We start from the raw sequence: 14,290 nt of genomic DNA, 5'->3' as shown, positions 1-14,290 counted from the left end.
CGGTAAATCTTTTAATAAATATTTAATTTTATTAAAAGTTAAAAAGGTTTAATATAAAAATGTAATAAAATTTATAAAGAAAGGAAATGATTTTTATGGTCAAAAAAAGACTATTAGCTGCAACATTGTCGTTAGGAATAATCACTCCTATTGCTACTTCGTTTCATGAATCTAAAGCTGATAACAATATTGAGAATATTGGTGATGGCGCTGAGGTAGTCAAAAGAACAGAAGATACAAGTAGCGATAAGTGGGGGGTCACACAAAATATTCAGTTTGATTTTGTTAAAGATAAAAAGTATAACAAAGACGCTTTGATTTTAAAAATGCAAGGTTTTATCAATTCAAAGACTACTTATTACAATTACAAAAACACAGATCATATAAAAGCAATGAGGTGGCCTTTCCAATACAATATTGGTCTCAAAACAAATGACCCCAATGTAGATTTAATAAATTATCTACCTAAAAATAAAATAGATTCAGTAAATGTTAGTCAAACATTAGGTTATAACATAGGTGGTAATTTTAATAGTGGTCCATCAACAGGAGGTAATGGTTCATTTAATTATTCAAAAACAATTAGTTATAATCAACAAAACTATATCAGTGAAGTAGAACGTCAAAATTCAAAAAGTGTTCAATGGGGAATAAAAGCTAATTCATTTATCACATCATTAGGTAAAATGTCTGGACATGATCCAAATTTATTTGTTGGATATAAACCATATAGTCAAAATCCGAGAGACTATTTTGTTCCAGACAATGAATTACCCCCATTAGTACACAGTGGTTTCAATCCTTCATTTATTGCAACTGTTTCTCATGAAAAAGGCTCAGGAGATACAAGTGAATTTGAAATAACGTATGGCAGAAATATGGATGTTACTCATGCTACTAGAAGAACAACACACTATGGCAATAGTTATTTAGAAGGATCTAGAATACACAACGCATTTGTAAACAGAAATTACACAGTTAAATATGAAGTGAACTGGAAAACTCATGAAATTAAAGTGAAAGGACATAATTGATATGAAAAAAATAGTCAAATCATCAGTTGTTACATCAATTGCATTGCTTTTGCTATCCAATACAGTTGATGCAGCTCAACATATCACACCTGTAAGTGAGAAAAAGGTTGATGATAAAATTACTTTGTACAAAACAACTGCAACATCAGATTCCGATAAGTTAAAAATTTCTCAGATTTTAACTTTTAATTTTATTAAAGATAAAAGTTATGATAAAGATACATTAATACTCAAAGCTGCTGGAAACATTTATTCTGGCTATACAAAGCCAAATCCAAAAGACACTATTAGTTCTCAATTTTATTGGGGTTCTAAGTACAACATTTCAATTAATTCAGATTCTAATGACTCAGTAAACGTTGTAGATTATGCACCTAAAAATCAAAATGAAGAATTTCAAGTACAACAAACGGTAGGTTATTCTTATGGTGGAGATATTAATATCTCTAACGGCTTATCAGGTGGAGGTAATGGTTCAAAATCTTTTTCAGAGACAATTAACTATAAACAAGAAAGCTATAGAACTAGCTTAGATAAAAGAACTAATTTCAAAAAAATTGGTTGGGATGTTGAAGCACATAAAATTATGAATAATGGTTGGGGACCATATGGCAGAGATAGTTATCATTCAACTTATGGTAATGAAATGTTTTTAGGCTCAAGACAAAGCAACTTAAATGCTGGACAAAACTTCTTGGAATATCACAAAATGCCAGTGTTATCCAGAGGTAACTTCAATCCAGAATTTATTGGTGTCCTATCTCGAAAACAAAACGCTGCAAAAAAATCGAAAATTACTGTTACTTATCAAAGAGAAATGGATAGATATACAAACTTTTGGAATCAACTTCACTGGATAGGTAATAATTATAAAGATGAAAATAGAGCAACTCATACATCAATTTATGAAGTTGATTGGGAAAATCATACAGTTAAATTAATAGATACTCAATCTAAGGAAAAAAATCCTATGAGCTAAACAGATAGATAATCAAAAAATCTTAAATATGTTAAAATTTACAAACACTTTCTTTCTATATTAGGGTAACCACGTCTTAATTGACGTGGTTATTTTTTCAGGGCAAAAAAAGGGCGGATTATTTAAATAAGGACAAACACTTGTGGAAAATTTAAAAGGTTAAAAATAATAAAGAACTTGGTATAACAAGGGTTTTATACATTTGCGTACAACGACGAAATGTCAATTTACCATCACATTATGACGATATGTTTATTTTAAACACACAAGCTCATGCGCGTCTTGATCAAATGGCACAACAGTTTGAAGTTGTTTGTAATGGCTTGAACGAAAATGAAGGACAAGCAATTCAAACGATGGATCAATCTGCCTCTCTAATACGGTCAAACTTAATTCAAGTTAAAGAACAATTAGAAAAACTAGCTGTATACTAATTAATTTATTAAATGCTACTTGTTTTCATTGAGAATAAGTAGTTTTTTCAAACATAAAAGTTTTACAAACACATAAATGGGTGATGAGCTATGTTTAAAAGAACTAAACTAATCTTAATAGCAACGATTCTACTATCAGGATGTTCAACTACCAATAACGAATCCAACAATGAAACAAAATCTGTGCCAGAAGAAATGGAAGCTTCAAAATATGTAGGTCAAGGCTTCCAACCACCTGCAGAAAAAGATGCGGTTGAATTTGCGAAAAAGCATAAAGATAAAATTGCTAAACGTGGCGAACAATTTTTTATGGATAACTTTGGACTAAAAGTTAAAGCTACAAATGTTGTAGGTAGTGGCGACGGTGTAGAAGTATTCGTGCATTGTGATGACCACGACATCGTATTTAATGCAAGTATTCCATTTGACAAATCAATTATTGACAGTGATAGCTCATTAAGAAGTGAGGATAAAGGCGATGATATGAGTACTTTAGTTGGTACAGTGTTGAGTGGCTTTGAATATCGAGCGCAAAAAGAAAAGTATGATAATTTATATAAATTTTTCAAAGAAAATGAAAAGAAATATCAATATACAGGATTTACTAAAGAGGCAATTAACAAAACACAAAATAGTGGATATGAAAATGAATATTTTTATATAGTTGCTAATATACCGACGCTCCAAGAATATAGGAAATATTACGAACCCCTAATAAAGAAAAATAATCTGAATTTTAAAAAAGGTATGAAACAAGCAAGGAAAGGAGTAGGCTATAAAGCTGCAATAGAAGTACATACAACATTGTTTTCGAGAAGTAGTAACTTTTCAAAGGACAAAAAATTAGATGATGTTATAGATTTGTCTGAAAGTACGAAAAAGTTACACCTTAATTTTGAAAATACGAAAATATTTTTACAACTAGCAAAATCTACTATTAGTACTAATCGAGTTAATTACAGTGATAATGAGTCTATAAGGATTGAGGTCGAATGACTTGAAATCAGCTAATTTCTCTATATTCTAAACAAACACATAAATGGGTGATGAGCTATGTTTAAAAGAACTAAACTAATCTTAATAGCAACATTACTGCTATCAGGATGTTCAACTACCAATAACGAATCCAACAATGAAACAAAATCAGTACCAGAAGAAATGGAAGCTTCAAAATATGTTGGACAAGGCTTCCAACCACCTGCAGAAAAAGATGCGATTGAATTTGCGAAGAAGCATCGTAAAGAATTTGAAAAAGTAGGTGAACAATTCTTTAAAGACAACTTTGGACTGAAGGTAAAGGCTACCAATGTTGTAGGTAAAGATGATGGTATAGAAGTTTATGTGCATTGCGATGATCATGGCATTGTATTTAATGCAAGTTTGCCCTTGTACAAAGATGCCATCCATCAAAAAGGATCAATGCGTAGTAATGACAACGGTGATGATATGAGTATGATGGTGGGTACAGTGCTGAGTGGCTTTGAATATCGAGCGCAAAAAGAAAAGTATGATAACTTATATAAATTTTTCAAAGAAAATGAAAAGAAATATCAATATACAGGTTTTACTAAAGAAGCAATTAATAAGACACAAAACGTTGGATATAAAAATGAATATTTTTATATTACATACTCTTCTAGAAGTTTAAAAGAATATCGAAAGTATTATGAACCTTTGATTCAAAAAAATGATAAGGAATTCAAAGAAGGAATGGAACGAGCAAGAAAAGAAGTGAATTATGCCGCTGATACAGATGCAGTAGCGACACTGTTTAGTACAAAGAAAAATTTTACTAATGACAATACAGAAGATGATGTAATTGAACTAAGTGATAAATTATATAATTTAAAAAATAAACCAGATAAATCTACAATTACAATTCAAATAGGTAAGCCTACTATTAATACTAAAAAAGCCTTTTATGATGATAATCGTCCAATAGAATATGGGGTGCACAGTAAAGGTGAATAAAATTTTAAAAAATTGCTTTTAATATTCTAAACAAACACATAAATGGGAGATGAGCTATGTTTAAAAGAATTAAACTAATCTTAATAGCAACGATAATACTATCAGGATGTTCAACTACCAATAACGAATCTAATAAAGAAACAAAATCAGTACCAGAAGAAATGGAAGCTTCAAAATATGTAGGTCAAGGCTTCCAACCACCTGCAGAAAAAGATGCGATTGAATTTGCGAAGAAGCATAAAGATAAAATTGCTAAACGTGGCGAACAATTTTTTATGGATAACTTCGGTCTAAAAGTTAAAGCTACGAATGTTGTAGGTAGTGGCGACGGCGTAGAAGTATACGTGCATTGTGATGACCACGATATCGTATTTAATGCGAGTATTCCATTTGACAAATCAATTATTGACAGTGATAGCTCATTAAGAAGTGAGGATAAAGGCGATGATATGAGTACTTTAGTTGGTACAGTGTTGAGTGGCTTTGAATATCGAGCACATAAGGAAGAGTTGGATAATTTAACAGAAGTTTTAAAAGAATATAAAAGTAAATATAAATATACTGGTTATACTGAAAATGCAATTATGAAAACGCAGAATAGTGGTTTTAGAAATGAGTATTATTATTTGACTGCAATTCCATATACTTTAGATGAATATAAAAAGTATTTTCAACCCTTAATCAAAGAGGATGATAAGTCTTTTAGGGACGGTATCAGAAACTCAAAAAAACAACTTAAAGATAAATCACGTCCATATGTTGTTACAACTTTATTTAGTACTAAAGATAATTTTACTAAAGATAATACAATAGACGAGATGATTGATTTTTCTGAAGTGCTAAAAAAGAAAAAGAATATTCCTCATGATTTGAATGTTTCTCTTCAAATTTCTAATAAATATATAAATACAACAAGACCTAATTATAGTAAGAAGGATGTAATAGAAGTAGGTGTATTTAATCATGAATAAGCTAACACGAATGATTAAACTAAAAACAATAAAAAGATAGGTTCAAAAAAGCCATCTCAAAAATTAATCAAACAAACAACATTCCAACCAATGCTCGCAAATCGCAAATTCATTATACATCACCAACTTAATTAATTTTCATTTTAAGCATAGTTATTGAGGTTTTGTGATATATAGTATAAAATTAATGGGAATTAAATTTAATAATGTAAAATTCATCTTCGGGGTCGGGTGTAATTCCCAACCGGCAGTAAATTAAGCCTGCGACCTGCTAGTATGTATCATATTAGTGGCTGATCTAGTGAGATTCTAGAGCCGACAGTATAGTCTGGATGGGAGAAGATGGAGGTTTTTTGTTGTGCAATAATCCTCCTATTCTTACGAGATGAATGGAAGGAGAAAATTGAATATGCAACAAAATAAACGTCTTATCACAATAAGTATGTTGAGCGCGATTGCGTTTGTGTTAACTTTTATCAAGTTTCCTATACCATTTTTGCCACCATACTTAACTTTAGATTTTAGTGATGTACCGTCACTACTAGCTACATTTACGTTTGGACCAGTTGCCGGTATCGTAGTTGCACTGGTTAAAAATTTATTGAACTACTTATTTAGTATGGGCGATCCAGTTGGACCATTTGCTAACTTTTTAGCAGGCGCAAGTTTCTTATTAACTGCTTACGCCATCTATAAAAATAAACGTTCAACAAAATCTTTGATTACTGGATTAATCATTGCAACAATCGTTATGACTATCGTGTTGAGTATTTTGAACTATTTCGTTCTATTACCTTTGTACGGTATGATATTTAACTTAGCTGATATCGCAAATAATCTTAAAGTAATCATTGTTTCAGGAATTATACCATTCAATATTATTAAAGGTATCGTTATTTCTATTGTATTTATTTTACTATATAGAAGGCTTGCGAATTTCTTGAAAAGAATTTAATCAAATTAAAGCAAAATAATATACACATAATAATAAAAAGCAGGTGACTATCAATAAACGATAGCTTGCCTGCTTTTTCTATAGAACATTTGTCTAAAAAATCAATTATTCAAATTTTAAAGCGTCCCCATCAAATGATTCGTCTGCAATTTTAATAGAATCTGTAGGGCATCCATCAATTGCATCTTCCATATCTTCATATAATTCCTCAGGTACTTCTGCAGTACCTTGGTTATCGTCAAGGATTACGAAAGCAATACCTTCGTCGTCGTAATCATATATATCTGGCGCTGCTGCACCGCATGCACCACATGCAATACAAGTATCCATATCAACGATTGTATATTTTGCCAATGTCTTCGCCTCCTTTGATAAAAATGCTAAAATAGTAATGTGACTAAAATTTTAGACAGCATCATTTTTATTTTCAAATTATCCGTTTTACAGAGTGAGGGTTAAATTTGCAACACATTATAAAAACAGCATTACAACAAACATTTAACTATAAAACAAATAAAAGTATTTACAATATCTTAGTTGGTAAGAAATCTCACCAAACCTTTTTTGACGCTTGTAGTCAACAACAGTTGTCATTATATCACAGTTTACCACTATTAAAATATCCGTCTTTTGAGCTATTTTTAGAAAAAATCAATGAATTTAATGCTGAAATGGAAATCATGTTGCATCCTAGATATACATTTGAAAGCATGGGGCAAACATTTCAAGCAATTCAACTATTAGTGCAAACCATGTCTAATACCAAACAACATGTTTTTCATTTTGTACCAATCTCTCAAAATAATAAGATACAAGAAACTGTAAAGATTGTCTATAACTACATTAAAGAAAACCAATTACAAATTGATTTTGAAAATGAACTACATAACTTGTTTAAAGCAATAACTTTAAAAGGGCCATGTTACTTACATTATTATTTGCAAGGCTATGATGAACCAATGTATACGAGACAGCAAGTTAGTTTAATAGAAAAGCTATCTCAACAGCAATTGTTTGAATACGAAATGAATAATTTAGTGACAATGATGTTTGAATTAGAAAGTGGAGAATATACTATTTTATCAAAAATAATAATGAAACCTACATTATTAAATCAAACTTATATTACTTATACAAAATTGCTTGAACAATTCACGATGGAAGATATAGCGGCTCAACAACAAGTTAAAATCAATACTATCGAAGATCATGTACTTGAAATCTTAATCAAAGGTTACATGTCTAATTACGATGATTATGTTGAACTAGAAGATCAACTCCAGTTTTTGAATTTTTATCAACAGCATCGTGGCGAACGATTAAAATTTTACAAAGAACAATTTGACACGTTATCATATTTTCAATTAAAAGTATTAATCGTTGGATTTGAAAGAGGTGATCTGAATGTTGCATGATATTTTACGAAACAAATTTGGATTCGAGAGTTTTAAACCGGGACAACAGGAAATTATAGAAAGTATAATGTCTCAACAACACACTCTAGGTATACTTCCAACTGGAAGTGGAAAGAGTTTGTGTTATCAAATACCTACGTATTTATCAGGTAAGCCGACATTAATTATCTCACCGTTAATATCTTTAATGGATGACCAAGTTATGCAGTTGAAAATAAATGGAGAAAAACGTGTAACATGTATTCACTCTGGTATGGATGAAATTGAGAAAAAGCATAATATTAAATGTTTACGACATAGCCGCTTCATCTTTCTAAGTCCAGAATTTCTCTTGCAACCGTCAAATTTTAAATTAATATCTATGATAGACTTTGGCATGATTGTTCTAGATGAAGCACATTGCCTATCTGAATGGGGATATGATTTCAGACCACATTATGCTCTAATAGGAAAAGTAACAAAGCATTTTAAAGAAGCGGTTGTCTTAGCATTGACAGCAACTGCACCACCGCATTTACAAGATGATTTGACGGAAATGTTAGCGATTCAATTTAACGTTATTAAAACTACAATGAATCGCCCAAACATAAGCTTTAAGCATCTTAATTTTCATGATGACGAAGATAAAATTGAGTGGTTGCTGCCGTTTCTACAACAGTCGGGACCAACGATTATTTATGTCTCATCGAAAAAGATGTGTCTGAATTTAGCGCAACTTATTTATGATTCAGGTTTTCTTACAGGTATTTATCATGGTGATATGAATTATCAAGAGCGACACACAGTTCAACAACAATTTTTAAATAATGATATTCCGATTATAGTCGCAACGAGTGCTTTTGGTATGGGAATTAATAAAAAAGATATTCGCACAATCATTCACTTTCATCTTTCAACAAGTCCTTCTAACTACATTCAAGAAATTGGCCGTGCGGGTCGCGATGGTGAACTAAGTCAGGCAATTAGTTTATTCCAACCGGACGATAAATATATTTTAGAAACGTTATTATTTGCAGATATGATAACAGAAGAAGATGTACAAAATTTCGAAATAGGAGAATTTTTAGCTCCCGATAAACAAGACGTTTTGACAACGTTGCATTCATTCTATAGTATCGGCGCCTTGAAACAGATATTTAAGCAATCATTTAAACGAAAGCAATTAGGATTCTTTCGCATGATTGGCTATTGCAAATTGGATCAATGTAGACGGAAGTATTTATTAGAATTTTTCGGTGAATATCCACCGGCACAAGATCGATGTTGTGACAATGATTCTAATATAACTGATATCGCAATTTTAAATAAGAAGAAGGTAATTAGAAGTATTGGATTTGATGAAAAGTTGCAAAATTTATTTCTCAGATAGTATTACTTTACTAAAAGAAAATTGACAAGCTATAATTAGTGTATACACAATTGAAAAATGATTGAAATAATTTTGAAAAATATACATAAACATATGTCATGTGGGTATATTTTATGTAAAATCATTGTAATAGAATAGAAAGGAAGATGGCTATGTCTAATAATTTTAAAGATGACTTTGAAAAAAATCGTCAATCGATAGACACAAATTCACATCAAGACCATACGGAAGATGTTGAAAAAGACCAATCAGAATTAGAACATCAGGATACAATAGAGAATGCGGAGCAACAGTTTCCGCCAAGAAATGCCCAAAGAAGAAAAAGACGCCGTGATTTAGCAACGAATCATAATAAACAAGTTCACAATGAATCACAAACATCTGAAGACAATGTTCAAAATGAGGCTGGCACAATAGATGATCGTCAAGTCGAATCATCACACAGTACTGAAAGTCAAGAACCTAGCCATCAAGACAGTACACCTCAACATGAAGAGGAATATTATAATAAGAATGCTTTTGCAATGGATAAATCACATCCAGAACCAATCGAAGACAATGATAAACACGAGACTATTAAAGAAGCAGAAAATAACACTGAGCATTCAACAGTTTCTGATAAGAGTGAAGCTGAACAATCTCAGCAACCTAAACCATATTTTGCAACAGGTGCTAACCAAGCAAATACATCAAAAGATAAACATGATGATGTAACTGTTAAGCAAGACAAAGATGAATCTAAAGATCATCATAGTGGTAAAAAAGGCGCAGCAATTGGTGCTGGAACAGCGGGTGTTGCAGGTGCAGCTGGTGCAATGGGTGTTTCTAAAGCTAAGAAACATTCAAATGACGCTCAAAACAAAAGTAATTCTGACAAGTCGAATAACTCGACTGAGGATAAAGTGTCTCAAGATAAGTCTAAAGATCATCATAATGGCAAAAAAGGTGCAGCGATCGGTGCTGGAACAGCAGGTTTGGCTGGAGGCGCAGCAAGTAAAAGTGCTTCTGCCGCTTCAAAACCACATGCCTCTAATAATGCAAGCCAAAACCATGATGAACATGACAATCATGACAGAGATAAAGAACGTAAAAAAGGTGGCATGGCCAAAGTATTGTTACCATTAATTGCAGCTGTACTAATTATCGGTGCATTAGCGATATTTGGAGGCATGGCATTAAACAATCATAATAATGGTACAAAAGAAAATAAAATCGCGAATACAAATAAAAATAATGCTGATGAAAGTAAAGACAAAGACACATCTAAAGACGCTTCTAAAGATAAATCAAAATCTACAGACAGTGATAAATCAAAAGAGGATCAAGACAAAGCGACTAAAGATGAATCTGATAATGATCAAAACAACGCTAATCAAGCGAACAATCAAGCACAAAATAATCAAAATCAACAACAAGCTAATCAAAATCAACAACAGCAACAACAACGTCAAGGTGGTGGCCAAAGACATACAGTGAATGGTCAAGAAAACTTATACCGTATCGCAATTCAATACTACGGTTCAGGTTCACCGGAAAATGTTGAAAAAATTAGACGTGCCAATGGTTTAAGTGGTAACAATATTAGAAACGGTCAACAAATCGTTATTCCATAATATAACTATATAAATTGTAACTGAACTGCTATATACAAACGTGCATATTAAAAGTATCTCTAAATATTTTGGAGAACTTAAATTGCGCTTATAAGTATGTAGCGGTTTTTTCATTTTTCAAAGTTTGTTATTTAACAAGGTGTTGTCTCGAATATTGGCATATCAATTAAATTTTTTACATAGTCATCAAAAAGATAAAACACCACAATCAACAAATTTAACGAGGAAGAATAAAAAATAAATCAACATATTAAATTGTAGTGTTATTCAACTCCGTAGCTAACAATTCTCTATGCATATTAAACAAATTGTCGAAAATATATCATAAATCTTCAAGCACAGACTTAGCGCATCAATCACTGAACTGTTATAATAGTTTGGGATTAAAGGAGGCCGAAACAATGCAAAAAGTTGAAAGTATCATAATTGGTGGAGGGCCATGCGGATTAAGTGCGGCTATTGAACAAAAAAGAAAAGGTATTGATACCTTAATTATTGAAAAGGGTAATGTCGTTGAATCAATATATAATTATCCTACTCACCAAACATTTTTCTCATCAAGTGATAAATTAAGTATTGGGGACGTACCGTTTATCGTTGAAGAAAGTAAACCAAGACGTAATCAAGCGCTAGTTTATTACCGAGAAGTTGTAAAACATCATCAATTAAAAGTAAATGCATTTGAAGAAGTATTAACTGTTAAAAAAATGAATAATAAATTTACAATTACTACGACGAAAGATGTTTATGAATGTCGATTTTTAACAATCGCGACAGGCTATTATGGTCAGCATAATACATTAGAGGTTGAAGGTGCGGATTTACCTAAAGTGTTCCATTATTTTAAAGAGGCACATCCGTATTTTGATCAAGATGTTGTTATTATTGGTGGTAAGAATTCGGCTATCGATGCTGCTTTGGAGTTGGAAAAAGCTGGTGCTAACGTGACGGTTCTATATCGTGGTGGAGATTATTCGCCTTCAATTAAACCGTGGATACTTCCAAATTTCACAGCATTAGTAAATCATGAAAAAATTGACATGGAATTTAATGCTAATGTTACCCAAATAACTGAAGATACTGTGACTTATGAAGTAAATGGTGAAAGTAAAACGATACACAATGATTATGTTTTTGCGATGATTGGTTATCATCCCGATTATGAATTTTTAAAATCTGTAGGTATTCAAATTAATACAAATGAATTTGGAACAGCGCCTATGTATAATAAAGAGACATACGAAACAAATATCGAAAATTGCTACATTGCAGGTGTGATTGCTGCAGGGAATGATGCGAATACCATTTTTATTGAAAATGGTAAATTCCACGGTGGCATTATTGCTCAAAGCATGCTAGCTAAGAAACAAACGCCGTTAGAATCATAAAAATAAAGGTCTATGTACTAAATATCTTAGTTATACAACGACTGACATTCATGATATGTCAAATGAGGTTGATGACTAATGATTGTACATAGACCTTTTTATGTTACGTAATCATTATAATTCAAAATATGATTTGATTTCAGCTTTATCTAAATTGTTGCTTAACGCAACTAATAATTTTAATCTTGCTTTTGGACCATTCAAACCGTTAGAAAAAATAAAACCTTGTTGTGCGAGTTGGTAACCACCACCATCGTATGCGTAAGTTGGACTCACAATACCATTAAAGGAACGTGAAACTAGCACAATAGGTATATTTAAAGATACTAATTGTTGAATGCCTTCTAATGCGCTTGGAGGTATGTTGCCTTGTCCTAACGCTTCAATAACCATACCATCGATACCTTCTCGACTATAAAAACTAAAAATGTCACCTGGCATACCCATATATGCTTTTACTAATGGTACATTTAGTTTGTCATTGACATTTTCCAATGCTTGTTGGCGATATGGCATATGATGGAATTGCACACGATCCTTTGTCAATACACCTAGCGGACCATGATTTGGACTTTGAAATGTGTTTGTATTAGACGTATGTGTTTTGGTAACATTACGCGCCGTATGAATTTCATCATTAAATACAACCATCACGCCTTTATGACGGGCCTTTTCATCAGAGGCAACGCGAATAGCGGAAATATAATTATATAATCCGTCAGAACCAATTTCATTAGACGAGCGCATTGCGCCAGTAATAACAACAGGTTGCTCGATACCTAATATTAAATCAAGTAAAAAGGCAGTTTCTTCTAACGTATCGGTACCATGCGTGATAACGAAACCATCATAATATTTATTTGTTACTGCTTCTAAAATAATATCCTTTAATTGTTTAACATGTTGGATTGTCATATGAGGTGATGGTACATTAAAAGGATTTAATTCATCTATTTGTGCATATTGATTTATGACATCTTGATGCATTGAAATAGGGTTGGTATCATTTGTTACTACTTTATTAGATTGGTCTTGTGACATACTAATGGTGCCACCAGTATGAATAACAAGTAGATGTTTCATATATTTCCTCCTATATTTAATTTACCTAATTATGATAAAATATTATTCATAAAACGACAAGGAAGGGAAATGACGCATGAAAGCCATTAATATTGCATTAGATGGTCCAGCTGCTGCCGGAAAAAGTACAATTGCGAAACGTGTAGCCAGCGAACTATCAATGATTTATGTCGATACAGGAGCAATGTATCGTGCATTAACATACAAATATTTAAAATTAAACAAAACTGAGGACTTTGCAAAACTAGTTGACCAAACAACATTAGATTTAACTTATAAAGCAGATAAAGGTCAATGTGTCATTTTAGATAACGAAGATGTAACAGACTTTTTAAGAAATAATGATGTGACGCAACATGTTTCATACGTTGCATCTAAAGAGCCAGTACGTTCATTCGCCGTTAAAAAACAAAAAGAGTTAGCTGCAGAAAAAGGTATCGTAATGGATGGTCGCGATATCGGAACTGTAGTGCTACCAGATGCAGATTTAAAAGTATATATGATTGCATCAGTTGAAGAGCGAGCAGAAAGAAGATATAAAGATAATCAATTAAGAGGTATCGAATCAAATTTTGAAGATTTAAAACGTGATATTGAAGCTCGTGATCAATATGACATGAACCGTGAAATATCACCATTAAGAAAAGCAGATGATGCAGTGACATTAGATACGACAGGCAAGTCGATTGAAGAAGTTACTGACGAAATTTTAGCGATGGTGAGTCAAATTAAATAATTAAGAAGCTAACATTAATAAAATTTATAATTACTTGATGAACGGAAAAGGCTGTTTTTATTCTAATCGAATAGAAATGGTCTTTTGTTAATTTATAAACGAATAACGATAATACTAGAAATAAAAGTGCGTAATTAAACCAAGCATATTAGTAATTCAACTGATTTATAAACAACCTATGAATTGTATTAACAAAAAAGCTAAAATAGCATGTTATTTAAATTTACTTTTTTAAAATTAAAGAGATGCTTTAAAATACATCAATATTAAAGTGCTATTTAGCAATGACTTATTATTACGATTAACAAATATAATGATTAAAGAATGATGCCTAATATACAC

15 protein-coding genes and 1 riboswitch are annotated in these 14,290 nt (G+C 31.7%); of the genes, 13 read left to right on the top strand and 2 right to left on the bottom strand.

Going from position 1 to position 14,290, the window contains the following annotated elements; all coding sequences use genetic code 11:
• Nucleotides 1-95: 95 nt before the first annotated feature.
• The 7 genes from lukS-PV to IDG66_RS09955 all read left to right on the top strand — a co-directional run bounded on the left by lukS-PV (nucleotide 96) and on the right by IDG66_RS09955 (nucleotide 6,344).
• Entirely contained in the window at nucleotides 96-1,034 is a 939-nt protein-coding gene (lukS-PV, locus tag IDG66_RS09985) for a Panton-Valentine bi-component leukocidin subunit S (RefSeq protein WP_000239545.1), read from the top strand.
• Nucleotides 1,030-2,013, top strand: a complete 984-nt coding sequence (lukF-PV, locus tag IDG66_RS09980) for a Panton-Valentine bi-component leukocidin subunit F (protein WP_024937002.1) — start codon at nucleotides 1,030-1,032, stop codon at nucleotides 2,011-2,013. The genes lukS-PV and lukF-PV overlap by 5 nt, the downstream gene beginning before the upstream one ends.
• A 248-nt stretch (nucleotides 2,014-2,261) precedes the next feature.
• The gene (locus IDG66_RS09975) at nucleotides 2,262-2,447 is read left to right on the top strand and encodes a hypothetical protein (RefSeq protein ID WP_000470336.1); all 186 of its coding nucleotides are present in this window, start codon (nucleotides 2,262-2,264) and stop codon (nucleotides 2,445-2,447) included.
• A 90-nt stretch (nucleotides 2,448-2,537) separates the two neighbouring features.
• Nucleotides 2,538-3,443 carry a DUF1672 domain-containing protein gene (locus tag IDG66_RS09970; RefSeq protein ID WP_000476866.1) on the top strand — a complete coding sequence of 302 codons (906 nt, stop codon included), beginning with the start codon at nucleotides 2,538-2,540 and terminating at the stop codon, nucleotides 3,441-3,443.
• A 57-nt stretch (nucleotides 3,444-3,500) separates the two neighbouring features.
• Nucleotides 3,501-4,418: a DUF1672 domain-containing protein gene (locus tag IDG66_RS09965; RefSeq protein WP_000476881.1), complete on the top strand. Its 918-nt coding sequence runs from the start codon at nucleotides 3,501-3,503 to the stop codon at nucleotides 4,416-4,418.
• Nucleotides 4,419-4,474: 56 nt separating this feature from the next.
• Nucleotides 4,475-5,389, top strand: coding sequence for a DUF1672 domain-containing protein (locus IDG66_RS09960; RefSeq protein ID WP_000476339.1), 915 nt, complete (start codon nucleotides 4,475-4,477; stop codon nucleotides 5,387-5,389).
• A gap of 213 nt (nucleotides 5,390-5,602) precedes the next feature.
• Nucleotides 5,603-5,737: riboswitch (FMN riboswitch) on the top strand.
• A 61-nt stretch (nucleotides 5,738-5,798) separates the two neighbouring features.
• The gene (locus IDG66_RS09955; protein WP_001186912.1) at nucleotides 5,799-6,344 is read left to right on the top strand and encodes an ECF transporter S component; all 546 of its coding nucleotides are present in this window, start codon (nucleotides 5,799-5,801) and stop codon (nucleotides 6,342-6,344) included.
• Nucleotides 6,345-6,449: 105 nt separating this feature from the next.
• Here IDG66_RS09955 and IDG66_RS09950 read toward each other — a convergent pair whose 3' ends face one another.
• Nucleotides 6,450-6,698, bottom strand: coding sequence for a ferredoxin (locus IDG66_RS09950; RefSeq protein ID WP_001151997.1), 249 nt, complete (start codon nucleotides 6,696-6,698; stop codon nucleotides 6,450-6,452).
• Between the two features lie 107 nt (nucleotides 6,699-6,805).
• On the opposite strand from IDG66_RS09950, the gene IDG66_RS09945 reads away from it, so the two are divergent.
• The 5 genes from IDG66_RS09945 to ypdA all read left to right on the top strand — a co-directional run bounded on the left by IDG66_RS09945 (nucleotide 6,806) and on the right by ypdA (nucleotide 12,129).
• Nucleotides 6,806-7,759, top strand: a complete 954-nt coding sequence (locus tag IDG66_RS09945) for a YpbB family protein (protein ID WP_001163801.1) — start codon at nucleotides 6,806-6,808, stop codon at nucleotides 7,757-7,759.
• Nucleotides 7,749-9,128, top strand: a complete 1,380-nt coding sequence (locus tag IDG66_RS09940; protein WP_000902120.1) for a RecQ family ATP-dependent DNA helicase — start codon at nucleotides 7,749-7,751, stop codon at nucleotides 9,126-9,128. Before IDG66_RS09945 ends, IDG66_RS09940 begins: the two co-directional genes overlap by 11 nt.
• Nucleotides 9,129-9,280: 152 nt before the next feature.
• Nucleotides 9,281-10,741 carry an elastin-binding protein EbpS gene (gene ebpS, locus IDG66_RS09935; protein WP_001837323.1) on the top strand — a complete coding sequence of 487 codons (1,461 nt, stop codon included), beginning with the start codon at nucleotides 9,281-9,283 and terminating at the stop codon, nucleotides 10,739-10,741.
• 124 nt (nucleotides 10,742-10,865) lie between these two features.
• Nucleotides 10,866-10,982 (top strand): hypothetical protein, encoded by a 117-nt coding sequence (locus IDG66_RS09930; RefSeq protein WP_031867547.1) that lies wholly within the window; start codon nucleotides 10,866-10,868, stop codon nucleotides 10,980-10,982.
• Nucleotides 10,983-11,142: 160 nt separating this feature from the next.
• Complete coding sequence (ypdA, locus tag IDG66_RS09925) at nucleotides 11,143-12,129, top strand: bacillithiol disulfide reductase YpdA (protein ID WP_001174260.1); 987 nt, start codon at nucleotides 11,143-11,145, stop codon at nucleotides 12,127-12,129.
• A 114-nt stretch (nucleotides 12,130-12,243) separates the two neighbouring features.
• On the opposite strand, the gene IDG66_RS09920 is transcribed toward ypdA, so the two are convergent.
• Entirely contained in the window at nucleotides 12,244-13,212 is a 969-nt protein-coding gene (locus IDG66_RS09920; RefSeq protein WP_000681769.1) for an asparaginase, read from the bottom strand.
• A gap of 76 nt (nucleotides 13,213-13,288) precedes the next feature.
• On the opposite strand from IDG66_RS09920, the gene cmk reads away from it, so the two are divergent.
• Nucleotides 13,289-13,948, top strand: coding sequence for a (d)CMP kinase (gene cmk / locus IDG66_RS09915; protein ID WP_000644391.1), 660 nt, complete (start codon nucleotides 13,289-13,291; stop codon nucleotides 13,946-13,948).
• Nucleotides 13,949-14,290: the final 342 nt, after the last annotated feature.

This window comes from Staphylococcus sp. EG-SA-18 (assembly GCF_017151825.1).
In the GTDB taxonomy this organism is placed as follows: Bacteria; Bacillota; Bacilli; order Staphylococcales; family Staphylococcaceae; genus Staphylococcus; species Staphylococcus aureus.
Note: the sequence above shows the minus strand (reverse complement) of the source record. Positions and strands in the feature narration are given on the sequence as shown.